Origin of the sequence: Streptomyces marokkonensis (assembly GCF_008312835.1) — a bacterium.
In the GTDB taxonomy this organism is placed as follows: Bacteria; Actinomycetota; Actinomycetes; order Streptomycetales; family Streptomycetaceae; genus Streptomyces; species Streptomyces marokkonensis_A.
This window is the reverse complement of sequence record NZ_VSKS01000003.1, coordinates 336370-355919: the sequence shown is the minus strand read 5'-3', so window position 1 is coordinate 355919 and position 19550 is coordinate 336370. Positions and strand designations below refer to the sequence as shown.

Annotated in this window: 20 protein-coding genes; 9 read left to right on the top strand and 11 right to left on the bottom strand. The window is 74.4% G+C overall.

What is annotated here, in order from left to right; all coding sequences use genetic code 11:
- Window positions 1-15 precede the first annotated feature (15 nt).
- Together F1615_RS07295 and F1615_RS07290 are read right to left on the bottom strand one after the other, a co-directional pair.
- Window positions 16-699 (bottom strand): response regulator, encoded by a 684-nt coding sequence (locus tag F1615_RS07295; protein WP_149548044.1) that lies wholly within the window; start codon window positions 697-699, stop codon window positions 16-18.
- On the bottom strand, window positions 696-2999 hold the full coding sequence (locus F1615_RS07290; RefSeq protein WP_149548043.1) for a sensor histidine kinase: 2304 nt from the start codon (window positions 2997-2999) through the stop codon (window positions 696-698). The genes F1615_RS07295 and F1615_RS07290 overlap by 4 nt, the downstream gene beginning before the upstream one ends.
- A 295-nt stretch (window positions 3000-3294) precedes the next feature.
- On the opposite strand from F1615_RS07290, the gene F1615_RS07285 reads away from it, so the two are divergent.
- Window positions 3295-3744: a DUF5707 domain-containing protein gene (locus tag F1615_RS07285; RefSeq protein ID WP_149548042.1), complete on the top strand. Its 450-nt coding sequence runs from the start codon at window positions 3295-3297 to the stop codon at window positions 3742-3744.
- 30 nt (window positions 3745-3774) lie between these two features.
- Here F1615_RS07285 and F1615_RS07280 read toward each other — a convergent pair whose 3' ends face one another.
- From F1615_RS07280 to F1615_RS07265, 4 genes are all read right to left on the bottom strand, one after another.
- Window positions 3775-4986, bottom strand: coding sequence for an NAD(P)/FAD-dependent oxidoreductase (locus F1615_RS07280; protein ID WP_149548041.1), 1212 nt, complete (start codon window positions 4984-4986; stop codon window positions 3775-3777).
- 93 nt (window positions 4987-5079) lie between these two features.
- Window positions 5080-6027, bottom strand: coding sequence for an RNA polymerase sigma-70 factor (locus F1615_RS07275; protein WP_149548040.1), 948 nt, complete (start codon window positions 6025-6027; stop codon window positions 5080-5082).
- A 79-nt stretch (window positions 6028-6106) separates the two neighbouring features.
- Window positions 6107-6325, bottom strand: a complete 219-nt coding sequence (locus F1615_RS07270; RefSeq protein ID WP_149548039.1) for a DUF4287 domain-containing protein — start codon at window positions 6323-6325, stop codon at window positions 6107-6109.
- A 105-nt stretch (window positions 6326-6430) separates the two neighbouring features.
- Window positions 6431-7570 carry a sugar ABC transporter substrate-binding protein gene (locus tag F1615_RS07265; protein WP_149548038.1) on the bottom strand — a complete coding sequence of 380 codons (1140 nt, stop codon included), beginning with the start codon at window positions 7568-7570 and terminating at the stop codon, window positions 6431-6433.
- Between the two features lie 299 nt (window positions 7571-7869).
- On the opposite strand from F1615_RS07265, the gene F1615_RS35560 reads away from it, so the two are divergent.
- Both F1615_RS35560 and F1615_RS07250 read left to right on the top strand, forming a co-directional pair.
- Window positions 7870-8754: an SCO2400 family protein gene (locus F1615_RS35560; protein ID WP_167533685.1), complete on the top strand. Its 885-nt coding sequence runs from the start codon at window positions 7870-7872 to the stop codon at window positions 8752-8754.
- Window positions 8755-8797: 43 nt separating this feature from the next.
- Entirely contained in the window at window positions 8798-9115 is a 318-nt protein-coding gene (locus F1615_RS07250) for an antibiotic biosynthesis monooxygenase family protein (RefSeq protein ID WP_149548035.1), read from the top strand.
- A 24-nt stretch (window positions 9116-9139) separates the two neighbouring features.
- Here the strand turns inward: F1615_RS07250 and bla are convergent, their stop codons facing one another.
- The 5 genes from bla to F1615_RS07225 all read right to left on the bottom strand — a co-directional run bounded on the left by bla (window position 9140) and on the right by F1615_RS07225 (window position 13706).
- Window positions 9140-10099 (bottom strand): class A beta-lactamase, encoded by a 960-nt coding sequence (gene bla, locus F1615_RS07245; RefSeq protein WP_149548034.1) that lies wholly within the window; start codon window positions 10097-10099, stop codon window positions 9140-9142.
- Between the two features lie 27 nt (window positions 10100-10126).
- Entirely contained in the window at window positions 10127-11755 is a 1629-nt protein-coding gene (locus tag F1615_RS07240) for a penicillin-binding transpeptidase domain-containing protein (RefSeq protein ID WP_149548033.1), read from the bottom strand.
- Between the two features lie 312 nt (window positions 11756-12067).
- On the bottom strand, window positions 12068-12271 hold the full coding sequence (locus F1615_RS07235) for a cold-shock protein (protein WP_004985680.1): 204 nt from the start codon (window positions 12269-12271) through the stop codon (window positions 12068-12070).
- 241 nt (window positions 12272-12512) lie between these two features.
- On the bottom strand, window positions 12513-12866 hold the full coding sequence (locus F1615_RS36140; protein WP_149548235.1) for a MerR family transcriptional regulator: 354 nt from the start codon (window positions 12864-12866) through the stop codon (window positions 12513-12515).
- Between the two features lie 60 nt (window positions 12867-12926).
- The gene (locus F1615_RS07225; RefSeq protein WP_149548032.1) at window positions 12927-13706 is read right to left on the bottom strand and encodes a TetR/AcrR family transcriptional regulator; all 780 of its coding nucleotides are present in this window, start codon (window positions 13704-13706) and stop codon (window positions 12927-12929) included.
- Window positions 13707-13830: 124 nt separating this feature from the next.
- On the opposite strand from F1615_RS07225, the gene F1615_RS07220 reads away from it, so the two are divergent.
- The 6 genes from F1615_RS07220 to F1615_RS07195 all read left to right on the top strand — a co-directional run bounded on the left by F1615_RS07220 (window position 13831) and on the right by F1615_RS07195 (window position 19550).
- Window positions 13831-15027: a cytochrome P450 family protein gene (locus F1615_RS07220; RefSeq protein ID WP_244328656.1), complete on the top strand. Its 1197-nt coding sequence runs from the start codon at window positions 13831-13833 to the stop codon at window positions 15025-15027.
- 153 nt (window positions 15028-15180) lie between these two features.
- Window positions 15181-15804, top strand: coding sequence for a Fic family protein (locus F1615_RS07215; RefSeq protein ID WP_149548030.1), 624 nt, complete (start codon window positions 15181-15183; stop codon window positions 15802-15804).
- Window positions 15805-15961: 157 nt separating this feature from the next.
- The gene (locus F1615_RS07210; protein WP_149548029.1) at window positions 15962-16348 is read left to right on the top strand and encodes an ArsR/SmtB family transcription factor; all 387 of its coding nucleotides are present in this window, start codon (window positions 15962-15964) and stop codon (window positions 16346-16348) included.
- On the top strand, window positions 16345-16659 hold the full coding sequence (locus F1615_RS07205) for a hypothetical protein (RefSeq protein WP_167533683.1): 315 nt from the start codon (window positions 16345-16347) through the stop codon (window positions 16657-16659). Before F1615_RS07210 ends, F1615_RS07205 begins: the two co-directional genes overlap by 4 nt.
- A gap of 195 nt (window positions 16660-16854) precedes the next feature.
- Window positions 16855-18978, top strand: coding sequence for an MMPL family transporter (locus F1615_RS07200; RefSeq protein ID WP_149548028.1), 2124 nt, complete (start codon window positions 16855-16857; stop codon window positions 18976-18978).
- A 200-nt stretch (window positions 18979-19178) separates the two neighbouring features.
- Window positions 19179-19550 carry a DUF6479 family protein gene (locus F1615_RS07195; protein WP_149548027.1) on the top strand — a complete coding sequence of 124 codons (372 nt, stop codon included), beginning with the start codon at window positions 19179-19181 and terminating at the stop codon, window positions 19548-19550.

Below are 19550 nucleotides of genomic sequence, written 5' to 3'. Positions count from 1 at the left end.
CGTGGTCGCGGGGTGTCAGAGGTGGGTGCCGGGCGGGTTCGGGCGGGCGAGACCGAGGTCGTAGGCGAGGATCGTGGCCTGCACCCGGTCGCGCAGCCCGAGTTTCCGCAGCACCGCGTTGACGTGCGATTTCACGGTGCCGACGGTGATGCCGAGCTGCTCGGCGATCTCCGCGTTGGTGAGTCCCGTGGCGAGAAGGGTGAGGACGCCCCGTTCACGGCCGGTCAGGCTGTCCAGCTCGCCGGGTGCCCTCTCCCCCGGGGTCCCGCCGGCCGCTCCGGACGCGTAGTGGCCGATCAGCCGGCGGGTCGCGGAGGGGGCGAGGACGCTCTCGCCGGCGGCCACCACCCGGATGCCCTGGAGCAGTTCGGAGGCGTACACGTCCTTGAGCAGGAAGCCGGAGGCGCCGGCCCGCAGCGCGTCGAAGACGTACGCGTCGAGGTCGAAGGTGGTCAGCACCAGGACGCGGGGCGCGTCCTGGCGGCCGGTGATGATCCGGGTGGCGGCGATGCCGTCCAGTTCGGGCATCCGTACGTCCATGACGACCACGTCGGGCGCCAGCTCCCCGGCGAGCCGCACCGCCTCGGCGCCGTCGGCGGCCTCGCCGACGACCGTCATGTCCTCCTCGGCGTCGATCACTGCGGCGAATCCCGCCCGGACGATGCCCTGGTCGTCGGCGACCAGCACCCTGAGACTCATCGTTGCCTCTCCTCCTCGCCGCCCGCGTCCAGCGGCAGCCGGAGGCGGACCGTGTCCGCGGGTCCGGTGGTCAGGGTGCCGTCGAGCGCCGCGACCCGGGCCGCCAGCCGCTCCCGTACGGCCGGGTGGGCGGCGGACGGGACCCCGCCGGCCGTGATCGTCAACGTACCGTCCGCGGTGTCGAGTTCGAGCACCGCGGGCCGGTCGTCGCCGGTGGCCAGGAGCGTCTCGGCGGCGTGGTAGGCGGCCAGGTCGACGGCGGCGGGAAGGCGCTGCGGCACCCGGCCGGTCAGCCGTATCTCCACGTCGCGGCCGGTGGCCCGGCACTGACGGGCGAGCAGGTCCAGCGCCTGGAGGGTGGGCTGCGGCCGCAGGGCGCTCTCCGCCCCGCCCTCCCGGACGGTGTCGAGCAGGGCGCGCATCGCGGCCAGGGCCTCACGGGCGCGTTCGGCGGTCGCCCCGAGCCGGCCCGCCTCCGCCTCCGCGACCATGTCGGCGGTGCGCGCCAGCACGGTGGTCTCCAGCCCTCCGGCGATCCGGCGGCGTTCGGCCCAGGCGTCCCGGACCGCCTCCTCGGTCCACGCGGCGAGGCGTTCGTCCCGCACGCCCCGGGCGGCCCGTTCGCGGCGGCCGCGCAGGGCTCCGCACCACAGGGCCGCCCCGGCCGCCAGTGACGCCCCGGCCGTCGCGCCCGCGACGACGGCCCAGACGGGGACCGTCGTGCCCCGGCCCAGCACCGCGGCGGTCACGGCCGCCGCGTGCACCGCCACGGCCGCGGCCGGCAGGAGCGGCGCCCGCCCCCGCGGACGGTCCCCGGCCGTCCTTCCGGCCGCGTCCACGGCGAGCGCCGCGCACGTGGCGAGCATGCTCAGGGCGGGCGGGAGGACGACCGGGCCCGTGTAGTGGCCCGCGGCCATCGCCACCGGCCAGAGGAGGGCCAGGGCGCACAGGACGGCGTGGGCGGTGCGCGGTGCCCCGCGCAGCCACAGGAGCGTGACCGCCTGGGCCGCGGCCAGCAGCGCGAACAGCACGCCCGCCGACACGTGGGACCCGGCCGGCGTGGTCTCCGCCCGGATGACCAGCGTCGGCAGCAGGGGCTGCAGCACGAGGCAGGCGGCCGCCGTCACCTGCGCCGCGCGGTAGCCGCGCGGTCCGGACCGGTCCACGGGGGCGGCGCTCCGGCCGGGCAGGGCCGCGCGCACCTCCCAGCCGCCGTCCGCCGTCGGGCCGGTGGTCAGGGTGCCGCCCGCCTCCCGGGCCCGGGACCGCAGGAAGCCCTGCCCGCGTCCCCCGCCGAGACCCGCGCCGTGCGCGACCGCGCCGGACGGCGGCGCCCCGCTGGTGACCACGACGTCCGTGCGGTCGTCGCCGTACCGGCACAGCACCCGGGTGGCCGCGCCGGGGGCGTACCGCGCCACGTTGGTCAGCGCCTCGCGCACGATGCCGTAGGCCGCGTCCGCGACGGCGCCGTCCGGCAGGGGGTCGATCTCGCAGTCCACCCGCTGGTCGAGGCGCCGGAAACCGGCGACCAGGTCGAGCAGCCGCTCCCGAGGTGACGGCAGGTCCTCGCCCGAGGGCGCGGGGGCCCGTACGGCACCGAGCGCCCGGGTGACCTCGTGACCGGTGTCGACCGCGAACCGCAGCGCCTCCTCGGCGAGTTCGGGGCGCCGGTCGCGCAGTCCCAGCGCGGCGCCCGCCGTCACCACGACCGCCGTCAGATGGTGGGCGCTGACGTCGTGCAACTCCCTCTCCATACGGCGTCGTTCGACCGCCGGGAGCCGATGGCGCTCGGACTCGGCGCGGCTCAGCAGCCGTTCGGAGGTCCGCCGCGCGCGCCGGGAGCGCCGGACGAGCAGGCCGGCACCGCACGCGCCGGCGTACAGCAGGGCGGTGAGGACGAGGTCGAGTCCGTCGCGGTCGCTGATCCCGTGCAGGGAGAGCCCGTACAGCAACTGCCAGAGCGCGAGCGCCACCACGCACAGCACGGCGGTGAAGGTGTCTCGTCCGGTCGCCACGGTGAACAGGGCGAGCGCGACACCCGCGGTGCCGAGCACCGCCGTCGCCCCCGTGGGCAGCGGGCCCGCGCCCAGCGCGCACGCGGCGGCGGTCAGGACGAGGGCGGTGACCGGGCGGGTACGGCGCAGGGTGAGCGCGCCCGTGACGGTCCCGGCGACCAGGGCCCACACGAGCAACGCGGACGGGGGCGGGACGTGCCCGCGCACCAGGGCCGCCCCCGGCCACACCAGGGCCTGGGCGCACAGCGGCAGGACCGGGAGCAGCCGGCCGTCGATTCGGTTCATGACGGGCCAAGGCTATGGCCGCGGGCGGGCGTCCCGGCTCCGGCTGAAGGGGGATCCGGGCCTCTTACCTGGGTTGCAGACGGCCGGGGGGTGGACGGAGAAAGGGCCGTTCTGCCTCTCCGGTTGGACGCGGCAATCGTCCGGCGGCCCGAGGCCGGGCGCCGCCCCGGCCCCTAGGCTCGATCACATCGGGAAGGCGGCGGGACACCACGTCACCGGGACCGCTCTCCCGTTCTCCTCGGGCGGTGCGCACACCGCACCCGCTCTCCACCCATTCCTGCCAGGGGGATCTCCCATGCCCAAGCACCTTCTCGGTTCGTCGCTCGTCGCCGCCGTCGTCGTGGGCGCGGTGGCCGCCGGCGGCCTCGCCGTCGCCTCCTCCGGCACGGGGCCGGCCGTGCGGAACGCCACGGTCCGTTACGCCGCCCCGTCGGCCGGCGGCCCGGGCTCGGTCACCTTCACCGCGGAGGTGCGCGACGACTCGGGCGTCCGGGGCCTCAAGGTCGTCGCGTGGCCCGCGCGTTCGGAACTCGACCCGACCGGGGCGGAGATGCGGTACGTGGACGACGCCACGTGCCGCCCCACCACGGACGTGACCTCCCGCTGCACGTACACGCTGAAGGTCACGAAGGAGGAGGCGGCCCGACTGGACAGGGGGACCTGGTACGTCTCGGCGCTGGCGAGGGCCGAGGACGGCGGCACGGCGTTCGTGCCGCGCGCCGCCGCCTTCGACCTCACGCGCTGACCCGCCGGCCGGCCGGGGCGGTGCGCGCGGTCAGGCCGCCGCCTCGGCCGCCGGGTCGGCCGGGGCGGTGGTGGCCGCGGCGGCCGGGGTCCGTACGGCGCGGCGGCGGGCCGGCAGTCCGAACGTCGGGTTGGCCACGGCCCAGGCGGCGCCCTTGCAGACCAGCTCCTTGTACACGGCGGCGAGCCGTCCGGTCAGGGCCGCGCCGACCGCCCGGTCGTCGGCGGTGACGTACTGGATGAGGCCTTCGCGGCGGCCCAGGGAGATGCACTGGTTGAAGTACCGGATCGGCACGTTCGGGAGCTTCCCGCCGGTCAGCCGTGCCGCGATGGCGTCGGCGGCCTGCCACGCGGTGGGGGTGCCCGAGGCGCACGACATCCGCAGCGGCTTGCCGCCGGGGCCCGTGACCATGGCCGCGTCGCCGATGGCGTACACATCGGGGTGCGAGACCGAGCGCATGGTCCCGTCGACCACGATCCGGCCGGTGCCGGTGACCTCCAGGCCGGTGGCCCGCGCGATGGGGTGGACGGCGAAGCCGGTGGTCCACACGGTGAGGGCGGCCGGGAGGGAGCCGCCGTCGGCGGTGATGACGCGGTCGGCGGCCACGGCGGTGACGTCGGCGTGCTCGTGCGCGGTGATGCCGAGCCGGTCGAAGACCTTCCGCAGGTGGGTGCGGCCCTTGGGCGAGAGCCAGTCGCCGAGGCCGCCGCGGGCGGCGAGGGCGACGTCGAGGTCCGGGCGGGCCTCGGCGATCTCGGTCGCGGCCTCGATCCCGGTGAGACCGCCGCCGACCACGACGACGTGCTGTCCGGCGTCCAGGCGGGCGAGGCGCTCGCGCACCCGGAGCGCCCCGGGGCGCCCGGCGATCTCGTGGGCGTGCTCGGCGGTGCCGGGGACCCCCTGGTCGTTCCACCGGCTGCCGAGGGCGTAGACGAGGGTGTCGTACTCCAGTTCGCCGTCGCCGTCCGCGTCACGGACGGCGACGGCCCCGCGGTCGACGTCGACGCCGGTGACCCGCGCGAGCCTCAGCTCCACGCCGGTGCCCGCGAGCATCCCGGCGAGGGGCCGGTGCCTGAGCTCGCGGCCGGCCGCGAGCTCGTGGTTGCGGACGCGTTCGACGAAGTCGGGCTCGGCGTTGACCAGGGTGATGGCGACGTCTTCACGGCGCAGCCGCCTGGCGAGGCGGCCGGCGGCGAAGGCTCCGGTGTAGCCGGCCCCGAGGACGATGATGCGGTGCTGCATGGCCTTGCTCCTGTCGTCGGCGGATTCGCCCCTTGAACCGGGCTGACCGCCGTTTCCTGACAGGAGGGGAATGTGATGCCGGTCACACCACGGTCAGAAGGCGACGCGGACCAGGGGTTCCCCGTGGTCGGCCGCCACCCACCGCTCGGTCACCCGTTCGAGCTTGTCGGGGTTGACCTGGCTCCGGACGGCGGCGATGCCCTCGGGGGTGACCTCCAGGCACATGACGCCGACGACCCGGCCGTCGACGACCGCCACGACGGCCGGGTCCCCGTTGGCGGTCGTGGCGTAGACCTCGGGGGAGCCGCCGACCAGGGCCCGCTTGGCCTTGCCGGGCGTGAACAGGCCCCGCACGAACGTCGCGACCGCGAGCGCGCCCTCGAACGCCTTGGCGCGCGACGGGACCTTCCCGCCGCCGTCACCGATCGCGACGGCGTCCTGGGTGAGCAGCCGCACCAGCGGCTCGGTACGGCCGCTGGTGGCGGCCGCGAGGAACTCGTCGACGATCCGCCGGGCGGCGGCCTCGTCGATCTCCGTACGGGCCCTGCCCTCCGCGACGTGCTTCTTGGCGCGGTGGAGGATCTGCTGGCTGGCGGCCTCGGTGAGGTCGAGGATCTCGGCGATCTCCCGGTGCGTGTAGTCGAACGCCTCCCGCAGGACGTACACCGCCCGCTCGCCCGGGGTGAGCCGCTCCAGCAGGACGAGGACCGCGTACGACACCGACTCCCGCTGTTCGGCGGTGTCGGCGGGGCCCAGCATCGGGTCCCCGGCGATCAGCGGCTCGGGGAGCCACTGCCCCACGTAGGTCTCGCGCCGCGCGCGGGCCGAGGTGAGCTGGTTGAGGCACAGGTTGGTGAGCACCTTCGTCAGCCAGGCCTCGGGCACCCTGATGCGGTCGACGTCGGCGCCCTGCCACCGCAGGAACGTCTCCTGCACGGCGTCCTCGGCCTCGCTCGCCGAGCCGAGCAGCCGGTAGGCGATGGCCTCCAGCCGGGGCCGGGCGGCCATGAACCGCTCCACGTCGCTCACGCTCAGGGCCATGCCCGGATCCTAACTCCGACGGCGCGGGAGGGCCGTCGCGCGACCCCGGCGGCACGGCGCCGGCGGTTCGCGCGCCGCCCTACGCCTTCGGGCCGCTGTCCTCGGCGAGGGTGTGCGCGACGAGCGCGTTCGCGTGGCCGTGCCCCAGGCCGTGTTCGCTCTTGAGCCAGGCGACCAACTCCATGTGCCGGGTCAGCGGCGAGGCGCGGATGAGGTCCTTCCACTCCCCGACCGGACGCCCGTACTTCTTCTCGATCGACGGGAAATAGCTCGCGGGGCCCTTCGCCTGTGCGGTCATGCCGGCCATCCTTCTCTCGCTCGTGGTCTCGTCCCGTCAGGGATGACCGGCGCGCCGGACGGAACTGATCGGCGCGCGACGGTGAGCCGCGTCACGTCGCCCGTGTCACGAGGTGAGGCCGATCTCCGCGCAGGCCGTCGCGTAGGCCGGGGTGCAGATGTCCTTGACGGTGTAGACGCCGTCCTCGATCACCGTGTCCTCGATGTTCTCCTTCGTGAGGGCGACCACCGGGACCAGCATCGCCGGGACGTCCTTGCGCGTGGGGCTGTCGATGCGGTCCCGGGCGAGGGCGTCGAACTGGATCGAGCGGTCCTGCACCTTGGCCACCGCCATGTCCGCGGCCCCCGTCGCCTCCAGCAGGAAGGACTTGTACACCGTCATGTACTGCGTGCCCGCGACGATCCGCTGCACGGCCGCGAGATCCGCGTCCTGCCCGGTGACCGGCGGCAGGTCGGTGACGCCCGCGTCCCCCAGTGCCTCGATGACGGCGCCGGCCATGCCGTCGTTCGCCGAGTAGACGGCGGCGACGTCGCCGGCACCGATCTCCTTGAGCGCCTTGCGCATGTTCTCCGCGGCGACCTCGGGCAGCCACTTCTCGGTGTCGTACGACTTGGCGATGTCCACCTTGCCTTGCAGTTCGCCGAGCGCGCCCTGCTTGAACAGGGCCGTGTTCGGGTCGGCGGGCTCGCCGTTCATCATGACGACCTTGCTGTTCTCGGCGTTCTCCCCGAGCGCGTTCACGAGGGCGCGGCCCTGCACCTGGCCGACGAGTTCGTTGTCGTGCGAGACGTACGCGTCGATCGGGCCCTCGGCGAGACGGTCGTAGGCGATGACGGGTATGCCCGCCTCCTTCGCCTTCTCCACGTCCGCCGCGACGGCCTTGGCGTCCACCGCGTCCACCAGGACCACGTCGACGCCGTCGGCGATCAGCTTGGCGAACTGCTCGCTCTGCCTGGTCATGCTGCCCTCGGCGTTCGCGTAGACGACCTTGCCCTGCTTGTTGGTGAGGGAGGCGATCCGCTCCTTGATCAGCGGGTAGTCGAACTTCTCGAAACGCGCCGTGTCCCGGTCGGGCAGCAGCAGGCCCACGGTGATGTCGTAGCTCCTGGGGCCCCGTTCCGCTTCGTCGCCGCCGGCCGCGCCGAAGAGGCCGCACCCGGTCAGCGAGAGGGCCGACAGCGTGGCGGTCAGGAGCAGGACGGAACGGCGTACGGCGGTGGGGGAGGGGGTGGTACGGGAGTTCACGTGAGGTGCCTTCCGGGCGGGCGTGGAGCGTGGTACCAAGTGGTTCGACAGCCAACGCGGCACCACGGTGCGGCGTCAAGGCCAACTTCCGGCTGTGTCCAGAGTGTTGACGAGCAGTGTCCGTTGTGTGGTGGTGCGGCACCGGCTCTCACGACCTCCTCGCGCGGCGCGCGGAGAATGTGCGCAGGAGAGGCACACGGGCTGCACACAGTGCGCCGGGGCCCTGGCTAGCGTTGCTGTCCCCCGCTCCGGACCGGTCACCGCCGGGCGGACGGTACGTCAACTCAGGAAGACAGCGGATGGACTACTGCTCCACGTGTCGCCGGCATCTGAACGGCGCCCTGGTCTGCCCGGGCTGCGGCGCCTACGCCCCCGACATCGCGCCCGGTGCCGTCGGCGGCCACACCGTTCCCGGTACGGCGACCGCGGCGGCCGGGCCCACCCCGCCCGTCACTCCCCCCGCCTCACGCCCCCGTGACCTGCCGCGCGAGACGCCCGCTGCCTCGGAGACGCCCGCTGCCTCGGAGACGCCCGCTCCCTCCGGTACGGGCCGGGCGGCGCGGCGTCGGCAGCTGGCCCGCTGGAAGAAGACCCAGCGGCGCGCCCTGGTCGCCACGGCCGTGGCCCTCGTGGGCGGTGGGCTGACCCTCGCCTCGATGGACCGGGGCACCGGGGACCGCGCCCAGGCCGCCGCGGCGCCCGGCCACGACGGCATGGGCGGCGCCACGGGGCCCGCCGGCTCCTCCACCGTTCCGGGCTCCCCGGACGCCTCCCCCGACCGCACGCGGCAGTCACCCCCGGCGGACGACGGGGACCGGGCGCCGACCGGTGCCGCCCCGGCGTCCACCGCCCCGTCCCGCCCCCACACGGACAGCCCCTCCGGCCCGGACACGGAGGTGACGTCCCGGCCGCGGACGACCACCCCGGACTCCGTCTCCCGCTCCGGCGCACGCTCGGACGCGGGCGGGAGCGCGGACACGGATACGGGCGCGGACACGGGGCCGGGCTCCGCCTCCGGCTCCGGTGCGGCCACCCGCCCCACGCCGCCTCCCCCGGCCCCCGGCGGCGGCGACGCGACCGGCGGCACGGACCAGGGCGACGGCTCCGGGCCCGCCCCCTCCACCCCGCCGTCCACCGAACCGGACTCCTCCCGGCTCTGCCTCCTGGTGATCTGCCTCGGCTGACCCTTCCGCGCCTCCCGTGCCGCCCCTGCGGAACAATCGGGGTATGAGCATCGTCAAGATCAACGTACTCACGGTCCCGGAAGAGCAGCGCGAGACGCTGGAGCAGCGGTTCGCCGCGCGAGCGGGGGCGGTGGAGAACTCCGACGGGTTCGAGTGGTTCGAGCTGCTCCGTCCGGTGGAGGGCACCGACACCTACCTCGTGTACACCCGCTGGCGGACCGAGGAGGACTTCCAGCGCTGGATGGCCGGCCGGGGCCGGGCCGCCCACGGGGAGCAGGGTGAGAAGCCGCGCCCGGCGGCCACGGACGCCACCCTGTGGTCCTTCGAGGTGGTCCAGCAGGCCGCGCCCAAACAGGGCTGACCGCACGAGGGCCACTCCCCCGGCTCAGCGCGGGGCGGCGAGCACGCCGAGCACGCGGCGGGCCGCCTCGGCGATCAGCGCGTCGGAGGGGGCGGCGTCGCGGCCGGGGCGGTCCGTCATGACGGCCATCACCAGCGGGGCGCCGCGGCCGGGCCACAGGACCGCGACGTCGTTGGCCCGCCCCCAGGAGCCGGTGCCGGTCTTGTCGCCCACCGTCCAGCCGCGGGGGACCCCGGCCCGGATGCGCCGGCCGCCGGTGGTGCTGCGGACCAGCCAGTCGGTCAGCGTCGTCCGTTCCGCGGCCGGCAGGGCGTCGCCGAGGACGAGGGCGCGGTAGTCGGCGGCGACGGCCCGCGGGGTCGTGGTGTCCCGCGGGTCTCCGGGCGGGTTCCTGTTCAGTTCGGGTTCGTAGTGGTCGAGGCGGCTCACGGAGTCACCGAGTCCGCGCAGGTAGGCGGTGACGGCCCGCGGGCCGCCGACCTCGCGCAGCAGCAGGTTGGCGGCCGTGTTGTCGCTGTGGCGGACCGCGGCGTCGCAGAGCCGGCGGAGGGTCATGCCGGTGTCCGCGTGCCGCTCCGTGACCGGTGAGTGGGCGGCGAGGTCGGCCCGCGTGTAGGTGACGCGCTCGTCCAGGCGGGCGCGCGGGCCGCGGTCCAGGACGGCGGCCGCGGCGAGCGTCTTGAAGACGGAGCAGAACGCGAAGCGCTCGTCGGCACGGTGGATCACGGTGGCCCCGGTGCCGGTCGCGACGGCGTACACGCCGAGGCGGGCACCGTACTCACGTTCGAGCTCGGCGAGGCTCGGGGGGTCCACCGGGGCGGGGGCCCCTCGGCTCGACGAGGGCGACGACGACGGTGACGGGGACTCCGGTGTCGCGGTGGGTCCCCGGCCGCGTTCGCGTTCCGGGGTGCCGGTGGCGCATCCGGCCGCCGGGGCGAGCGCCGCGGCCAGCAGTAACGCGCGGCGTGAGGGGTGTGGGGTCACGGGGACGCTCCCTTTCGGACGGTTCGGTCAGGACTCGGGTACGGCGGACAGCAGGTCCCGGATCACCGGTCCCGCCGAACCGCCGCCTGTGACACCCTCCTCGACCACGCAGGCCACGGCCACATTGCCCCGGTGGGCGACCATCCAGCCGTTGTTGTCCTGCTCGTCGGAGACCTCGGCGGTGCCGGTCTTGGCGCCGATGTCCCCGGGCAGGCCGGCCAGGACGCGCGCCGTGCCCTCGGTGACCGTGGCCCGCATCAGCTCGCGCAGCTGGGTCACGACCTTTCGGGGCAGCGGCTCCGTGCTGGTCGTGTCCTCGGTGCCGTCGACGAGCGAGGGCTGGTGGAAGGTGCCCGACACGGCCGTGGCGGTGACCGACGCCATGATCAGCGGGTTGGCCTGGACCCGGCCCTGCCCGATCATCGACGCGGCCTTCTCCGTGGCGTCGCGCGGCACCGGTACCGAACCGTCGTACGACGGGATGCCCACGTGCCAGGTCTGGCCGACCCCGAAGTACTTCTTCGCCACGTCCCCGAGCTCGCCCTCGCCGAGTCTGCCGCGCAGGCCGATGAACGCGGTGTTGCAGGACTCGGTGAAGTCCTTGCGGAAGGTGGCACCGGGGTGTTCCGAGGTCTCCACGTTCTGGAACCGTTTGCCCACCGTCAGGTACTTGGGGCAGTCCACGACGTCGCCGGGTGCGACCGCGCCCTTCAGCAGCAGGGCGCCGCTGGTGACGATCTTCCAGGTGGAGCCTGGCGCGTAGGTGCCGGAGACGGCCCGGTTGAAGCCGGAGGCGGGCGAGTTCGCCACGGCCAGGATCTCCCCGTCGTCGATGCGCAGGGCGACGAGCGCGGCGTTCCTGCCGTCGGCCTTCGCGAGGGCGCGCTCGGCGGCCGACTGCCAGCGGGCGTCGAGGGTGGTGCGGACGGGGCCTTCGTCCTCGCGGGTGTCCGTGCCGCCGAAGGAGACCTCCGTGCGCTCCACCTTCCCCGTGGCCCGGTCGACGAGGTGCACCGCGCCGCGCGGCCCGCCGCCGTCCGCGCCCCCGGCGAGGCGGCCGAGGACCGGCCCGAGGGACGGGTGCGTGGCACCCGTCAGGGTCTCGCCGTCGCGGTCGGTGGCCTCGACCGGCTCGCTCTCCTCGCGTTCCAGGCGGAACTTCCGCGTGTCGCTGAGCCTCGGGTGGACGAGCGACAGCCTCCAGTCCACCGTCCAGGCGCCGTCGGGCCGTTCCCGCAGCGGCAGCTCCGATGTGTACGTCCAGGTGCCGAGGCCCGTGACGGGCATCCGAGCGGTGAAGGGCACGGTGAGGGTGCCGTCGCCGGTCTCCTCGGGCTTTCCGGCCGTGAACTCCGGCTCGTCGATGTCGAGTCCGGTGGTGAAGCTGCCCAGCACCCGCTCCGCGCGGTCGGGTCCGGTCGTACGGGCGGCGGCCTCCGGCAGTCGCCCGGCTGCCCAGTCGGCGAGGAACGCGCGGGCCTCGGCCACCGCCTCGGGGTCCGGTCCGGTGTCCCGCTCGAAGGGTCCGAGGCCGGCCGCGTACGCCCCGCCCGCGGCGACCGCGGCCACCACCGCCACGGCGGTGAGGGACCTGGCGGTCCTGCGGGGACGGCGACGGCGGGGTCCGCCCGGGGGAAGGTCCAGGGAGAAGTTCATGCTCCGACCACAGCAGCGCCGGGCGCCGTCCGTCCAAGTCCGTTGTCGATCTCGAACTGATCAACACTCGATATGACTACTGGTCGGGGGCCTGGTGCGGCACCTCGCGTGCCTCGTGGCTGTTGCCGAACGGTCACACTTCACCGGCTCCGCAGCCCGGCGGGCGACGGAGCGGCCGCCGCTGTCGGGGCGCGTCCGGCGGCCGGAACCTGTTGATCAGCGGCGGAAAACAAGTGGAATGGGCAGGCGGAAAACAAAGAGCAGGGGCCCGCACCGAAGTGCGGACCCCTGCTCTCAAACCCTGCGTACAGGTCAGGCGGGGACGATGTTCTCCGCCTGCGGGCCCTTCTGGCCCTGGGTGACGTCGAAGGTCACCTTCTGGCCTTCCTGGAGCTCGCGGAAGCCCGAGGTGGCGATGTTCGAGTAGTGGGCGAACACGTCAGCGCCGCCGCCGTCCTGCTCGATGAAGCCGAAGCCCTTTTCCGAGTTGAACCACTTCACCGTACCGGTGGCCATATCAAATCTCCTGAGACAGTGTCGGAACTCGCACTTTACGAATCCCTACATCGTCGCGATGATCACCTGCCCGGAGACCCGGTAGCAAACTGGCAACCACAACTGCAACTGGCGTCAGCCTAGCATGGAAAATAGCCGCGGCAAGCGAGGAAAATCACTGGAATAAAACACCGACGGCGTGTTTAGGGAAAGAGATTTTCCGTAACGGGAGCGGAAATTCTGATCCGGCGGTAACAGATTTTCACCGGTGTCCCCGGACCGCGTCCGCCTCCCGTCGGCGGAGTTCCTCGTCCGCCCGTTCGGCCCGTTCCAGCTGCTCCTCGAGCCTGACGATGCGGTACGCGACGTCGACCGGGGTGCCCCGGTCGACCGGTTCACGGGCCCGGACGGCCGGCCCGAGCCGGTGGCGCGAAGAGCGGCGGTGGCCGCCTCCCGAGCGCGTCGGGGCGATCAGCCGCGCCTCACCCGGGGCGCGGAGAAACGCGGGTGCGACTCCGACCGGTCCGGCGGCCCCGCCCACGGTGCGGGCCGGGAAGTGGCCGTCGCCGGGAACTCCAGTCGGCCCTGCGGAAAAGCTGCCGTGGCGGAGGCAGATGTCCTGCTCACCCTCCGGGACGGGACGCGAGGGCGTCCGGGGCCCTCTCCCGTTCGTCGGCTACGCCCTGTCCTTCGCCCTCGCGTCCTCGGCCGGCCGGGTGGTGCGGTGCGGACCCATCTCGCCGAGCACCTCGCCGAGTTCGGCCTCGGTGAGAGCGCTGCCGGGAAGAGGGCGGGGTGGGGCCGAAGGGGTGGCGCGCAGTCCGTCGAGGAACAGGGCGAGGGGGCGGTGCCAGGCGTCGGGGGCGGTGGCCGTGGTCAGCGGCGGCACGGCGCGGCCGAGGGCGGCGAGGGCGAACAGCAGGTCCTCGGTGGTGACGTCGGGGCGCACGGTGCCCTGCGCCCGCGCCCGCTCCAGCAGCAGTTCCACGGTCCTGCGGTTGTGCGCGTGCACGGCCTGGAGGGCCTCGATGTCCGGCAGACGGGTGGTCATGAGGTCGTTGGTGCCGCGGTCGGCCGCGAGAGTGGCGAAGACGGCGCCGAGGTAGCCGGTCAGAGCGGTCCAGGCGTCCGGGGCGGTCCGGGCGCGTTCGCCGGCCGCCATGGTGCCGGTCAGCTGGTCGCGGAAGACGGCGTCGACGAGGGCGGCGCGGGTGGGGAAGTGCCGGTAGAGCGTCGCGTTGCCGACCCCGGCCCGGCGCGCGATCACGTCCAGCGGGGCGTCGAGCCCCTGCTCCGAGAAGACCGCGTGCGCGGCCTCCACCAGCCGGTCCCGGTTGCGCCGCGCGTCACGCCGCTGCCGGGGCGCCGGGGATGTGGGGCCGGGCGCGGTGGGGCCGGGCGCGATGGGGCCGGGCGCGTTGGGGCCGGACGCGGTGGGCTCTTCACCGACGGTCATCGTCTTCCTCCGTACGAAGCGGGGAGCACTCCCCGACCGGATGCTATCGTCGGCCCACGAAATGGGGAGCACTCCCCATTTCATGTCCGGTACAGAGGTGTCACGGCACGGAGAGGACGGCGACGTGCGAGCGCCCACCCTGGAGGAGCTGGCCCCACGGGGCCACGACCTGGCAGCCGATCCGTTTCCGGTCCTCGCGGCCCTGCGGGCCGAGGGCCCGGTGCACCGCGTGCACGTGCCGGGGAGCGGGGACGCCTGGCTGGTGGTGACGTGGGAGGCGGTGCGGGCCGCGCTGACCGACCCCCGGCTGCGCAACGACATCCGGCACTCCGCCGGGTGGGAGACCGACGGCGGTCACGCCGTCGGCCGCAACATGCTGCAGAGCGACCCGCCGGACCACACCCGGCTGCGGCGGCTGGTGGCGGGCCGCTTCACGGAGGGCCGGATCGCCGCCCTGCGGCCGGGCATCGAGGCCGTGGCGCGCGAGCTGCTGGACCGGCTGCCGCGGACGGGCACCGCCGACCTGGTGGGCGGTTACGCGCTGCCGCTGCCGGTCACGGTGATCTGCGACCTCCTCGGGGTGCCCGTGGCCGACCGCGCGGCGTTCCACACCTGGTCGAACGAGCTGGTCGTGCCGACCGGCGAGGAGGCCGCCGCCGCCTCGGCCGCGGCGCTGACCGGCTACCTCACCGAACTGGTCGCCGAGAAGACCCGCTCCCCGGACGACTCCCTGCTCGGGGACCTGACCACGAACGCCGGCCCGCCGGACGCCGGGGCCCGCCTCACCCCGGAGGAACTGCTCGGCATGGCCTTCCTGCTCCTCGTGGCCGGCCACGAGACGACGGTCGACCTGATCTCCGCGACGGTGCACAGCCTGCTGACCCACCCGGACCAGCTCGCCCTGCTGCGCGCCGACCCGGACCTGACCGGCGCCGCGGTCGAGGAGTCGCTGCGCTTCAACTCCCCGGTCCACGCGGGCGCGTTCCGTTTCGCGGCGGAGCCGCTGGAGCTGGCCGGTACCCGGGTGACCGCCGGTGACGCGGTGCTCGTCTCCCTGGCCGCGGCCTCGCGCGACCCGCTCGCCTTCCCGGATCCCGACCGCTTCGACGTCACCCGCCGCCCCCGGGGCCACCTGGCCTTCGGGCACGGCGCGCACCACTGCCTCGGCGCCCCGCTCGCCCGCGCGGAGGCCGCCGTCGCCCTCCGCCTCCTCCTCGAGCGGCACCCCGGCCTCGCCCTCGCCACCGGCCCGGCGGCCCTCACCTGGCGCACGAGCACGCTGCTGCGGGGCCTCACCGCGCTGCCGGTGCGCCTGGGCTGACCGGCAACGGGCCCGGTGGACGCCGTAATTCGGATGCGTGTACGACGGTGAGGCGCGAGACTGCGCCGTACGTACGGACACGCCCGCCACAGCATCCACGGAGCCCGCCACGTCACCCGAACCGTCCCCGCACCCGCATGCGCCAGGAGCGCCATGACCACCGCTGAGCGCGACGCCTCGGCGGACTGGTGCCGGGCCAGGGCGCGGGTCGACTGGACCCGCGCCGGTGCCGCGCACCTCGCGGAGCCGGTCCCGCCCGCGCGGGACGGCTTCACCGCCTGGTGCACGGGTCCCGTCCACCGCCGGGACCCGGTCCGCGCGCGGCGCCTGCTGGCGGCGTACGCGGCGGTCCGCTCCGACGCGGTGCGGCGCCCGCGCCCGCCGCTCACCTTCTCCCTGCTGTCCGGCTGGCAGCAGCAGGTCCTCGGCTCACCCGGGCCTCCGCCCTTCCGCACGGGCGACGCCCGCACCAAGGCCGGGCGCGAACGCCGCGCACCGGCCCCGCACACCCCGGCGGTCTTCGCCCGCTGTCTGGCGGAGGCCGACGACCCCGGCGTCCCGCTGCCCGCCCGCGCCGCCCGCGCCTACCTGGACGTGGCCTTCTTCCACCCCTTCGAGGACGGCAACGCGCGCGCCGCCCTGCTCACCCTCGCCTTCGTCCTGGCCCGCGAGTCGGTCGTCCTGCACAAGGTGAGACCGCTGCGGAGCACCCGCTACGCGGACGACCCGGACGGGGCCGCCGACCTCGCGGTCCTGGTGGCGATCCTGATCCGGTGACGGCCGGTCCCCCGTGCCGGCCGGCCGTCCGGCCGGGGCCTCCCCGAGCCGACCCTGAGGTGTCCCCCATCCGACCCTGAGATGTGTCAGAAATCTTTGACAGGTCCTTCCGGGGGCTGTCAGCCTTTTCTGACAGGTACGAGGGAAAGGGGCCGCGATGCCCGAGGTCCCGCCGTCGGCGCCCACGGGCGACGAGTTGCTGAAGGTGCTCTCCGCGCTCGGCAACCCGCACCGCATGCGGATCGTCGCGGCGCTCCTGAAGAACCGCACCTACGTCAGCGCACTGGCACGCGAGATCGGCATGGGCCGCCCGCTGCTGCACATGCACCTGCAGCGGCTGGAGGCCGCGGGCCTCGTCACCGGCACGCTCGAAGCCGCGGAGGACGGCAAGATCATGAAGTACTACGACGTGACGCCGTTCGTCTGCGAACTCACCCCGCACACCATCGCCCGCGCGGCCGCGACGCTCACCGACGCCGGTGCGGACACCGCCGACCGCGGCACGGGCCGGTCGGACCGAAGCGCGAAAGAGGGAGCCAAGTGAACGACGAACTGGTGACGCAGGCCGCCGGGGCCGAGGAACTGGGCGTCCTGGTCGGTGCCGTCGGCGCGGCCGGGTTCTTCAGCCTGATGATCGTGATCGTCTGGCAGGTGGCGGCCACCTGGCGGGCCCGGATGCTGGCCGCGCGCGAGGAGCAGTACAAGGAACTCGCCGCCCGGTACGCGCAACTCCTGGAGGACACGGTGGAGTTGCAGCGCCGCACCACGGACGAGCAGCGTCAGCTGCTGGACGAGCTGACGCAGACCCGGCTCTCGGTCGGCTCGATGGAGAAGATGATGCGCGAGATCGAATAACGGCACACGCGTGCGCGGCAGGTGTACGGCCGGGAGCTGCAACTCCCGGCCGTACGGAGGAAGCACACGCCCCGGACACACCCCGTCCCGTAGCCACGGCAGGTCGTCACACCCTGTGCGCCGTGGTGCGGGTTCCGTGCGCCCCGCGCCGGCCGTCACCGGCCGGCGGTGCGCTCCACACGAAGGAGACTACTCATGCGTGCCCTGTTGCAGCGCATCGCGCGTGCGCCCGGCGGGCGTCGCGGGAAATGGCTCGTGCTCGCGGCCTGGCTGATCGTGGCCGTGGCGCTCGGCCCGCTCGCCGGGAAGCTCGGCGACGTCGAGGAGACCGGCCCCAACGCCTTCCTCCCGCACGGTGCCGAGTCCGCGCGCGTCAACACGGAGCTGGAGAAGTTCCGTACGGACACGATCATGCCCGCGGTCGTCGTGTACACCGGCGAGGGCGCGAGGCGGGCGGCGGACGCCGACCGCGCCCGACTCGCCCGGTTCGTGGCCGCGGGCGAGGAACTGGGCGGCCCCGTCCCGTCCGCGGACGGCGAGGCGCTGATGACGGTGGTCCCGCTGGACGGCGAGGACGAGATCACCGACAAGGTCGACGAGCTGCGCGAGATCGCCGGGGCGAACGCCCCGCCCGGCACCGACGTCGAGGTCGGCGGCCCCGCCGCCTCCCTCACCGACGGCGTCGCGGTCTTCGACAGCCTGGACGCGACCCTGATGATCGCCACCGGGCTGGTCGTGGCCGTCCTGCTGCTGATCACCTACCGCAGCCCCGTGCTGTGGCTGTTCCCGCTGCTCTCGGTCGGCTTCGCGGCCGTGCTCACCCAGGCCTCCACCTACCTGCTCGCGCGGTACGCCTCGCTGCCCGTCGACCCGCAGAGCGCGGGGGTGCTGATGGTGCTGGTCTTCGGTGTCGGCACCGACTACGCGCTGCTGCTCATCGCCCGCTACCGCGAGGAGCTGCACCGCCACGAGGACCGGCACACGGCGATGCGGATCGCCCTGCTCCGCTCCGGTCCCGCGGTGCTCGCCTCGGCCGGCACCATCGCCGTGGGCCTGGCCTGTCTGGCCCTCGCCGACATCAACTCCTCCCGCTCGCTCGGCCTGGTCGGCGCGGTCGGCGTGGTCTGCGCCTTCCTCGCCATGGTCACGGTCCTTCCGGCGCTGCTCGTCCTGGCGGGCCGCTGGGTGTTCTGGCCCTTCGTCCCCCGGTACGGCACGCCCGCCCGCAAGGAGCGCACCGTGTGGTCCCGCATCGGGAGCGCGGTGGCGCGCCGCCCGCGCCGGTCGTGGCTGATGTCGGTGGCGGTCACCGGGGTGCTCGCGCTGAGCGCCGCCGGGATCTCCCTCGGGCTCACCCAGTCGGAGATGTTCCAGGACAAGCCCGAGTCGGTCGTCGCACAGGAGCGGATCTCGGAGCACTACCCCTCGGGCGCCTCGGACCCGGCGCAGATCGTCACCCGGACCGCCGCCGCGGACGGGGTCAGGTCGGCGGCGGCGGGGGTCGGCGGGGTGGCCCGCGTCGAGCCGGGCGGCGACCGCACTCCCGACGGCTCCCTCACCACGCTCTCGGTGGTGCTGGAGGACGCGCCGGACAGCGACGCGGCGCGGGACACGATCGACGGTCTGCGCGACGCCGTGCACACGGTCGACGGGGCGGACGCCCTGGTCGGCGGGACGACGGCGGAGAGCCTCGACACCGCGCGTGCCGCCGACCGCGATCTGACGACGGTCGTCCCGGTCGTGCTGCTGGTCGTCCTGGCGGTCCTGATCGGGCTGCTGCGGGCCCTGGTCGCCCCGGTGCTGCTGCTGGCCACGGTGGTGCTGTCGTACCTCGCGGCGCTCGGCGGCTCCAACCTGCTCTTCGAGCACGTACTGGGCCATGCGGGCATGGACTGGTCGATCCCGCTGATGGGCTTCGTGTTCCTGGTGGCCCTCGGCATCGACTACAACATCTTCCTCATGCACCGGGTGCGGGAGGAGACCGCGCGCCTCGGCTGGGCGCGCGGCGTCCTGGAGGGGCTGACCAGCACGGGAGGCGTCATCACCTCCGCGGGCGTGGTCCTGGCCGCCACCTTCGCCGTGTTCGCCGGGCTGCCGCTGGTGACCATGGCGCAGCTGGGCGTGCTGGTCGGGATCGGCGTCCTGCTGGACACGTTCCTCGTGCGCACGGTCCTGGTGCCGGCCCTCGCCCTGGACCTCGGCCGCTGGTTCTGGTGGCCGGGGCGGCTCTTCCGGGAGCCGCCGCGCGGCGGGACCGGGGACGCCCGGTCCGCCGGCACCCCCGAGGCGGTGGAGACGGCCGCCCGGACGACGTCGTAGAGACGCGGGAAGGCCGGGCCGGGCCCCGAGCTGCACACGTGGGGACGCGACGGCCCGTCCCGGCCTTCCCTCTGGCCGCAATCTGCCACGCGGCGGGGCCGGCCGCCCGCCGGGACGGGCCGAACGAGGGGCCGGTCCCGGATCGCATGATTCGGGCATTCCGGGCGCTTTATCTCATTTCTTCGTCCATACTCGGAAACATGGACACGGCAACGTATGTACAACTCGCTGCGAGTGAGCAGCAGTGGGCCGTCCTCGCGGCCTTCGTCGGCGGGCTGATCGTGGTCGGCGCGCTGATCTGGGCCGTACGTGTCGGGATGCGTTACATGGACCAGGAGGAGCCCCGCCCCAAGCCCGAGGAGCAGCCGAGGCTGCCGGACGGCGGCGCGGTCCACGAGATGCGGGAGATGCGGGAGCCGGACGAGATGCCGAAGGTGGAGAGGGGCGGCTCCCGGCTCATGCCCTACGAGCTCCATCACTCCGCCACCAGGACGGGCAAGGACCAGAACCGCAAGCGCTGGCTGCCCGGATCCAGCGGGGCCTTCGGAAGCGGGGGCCCGGGGCACGTCTGA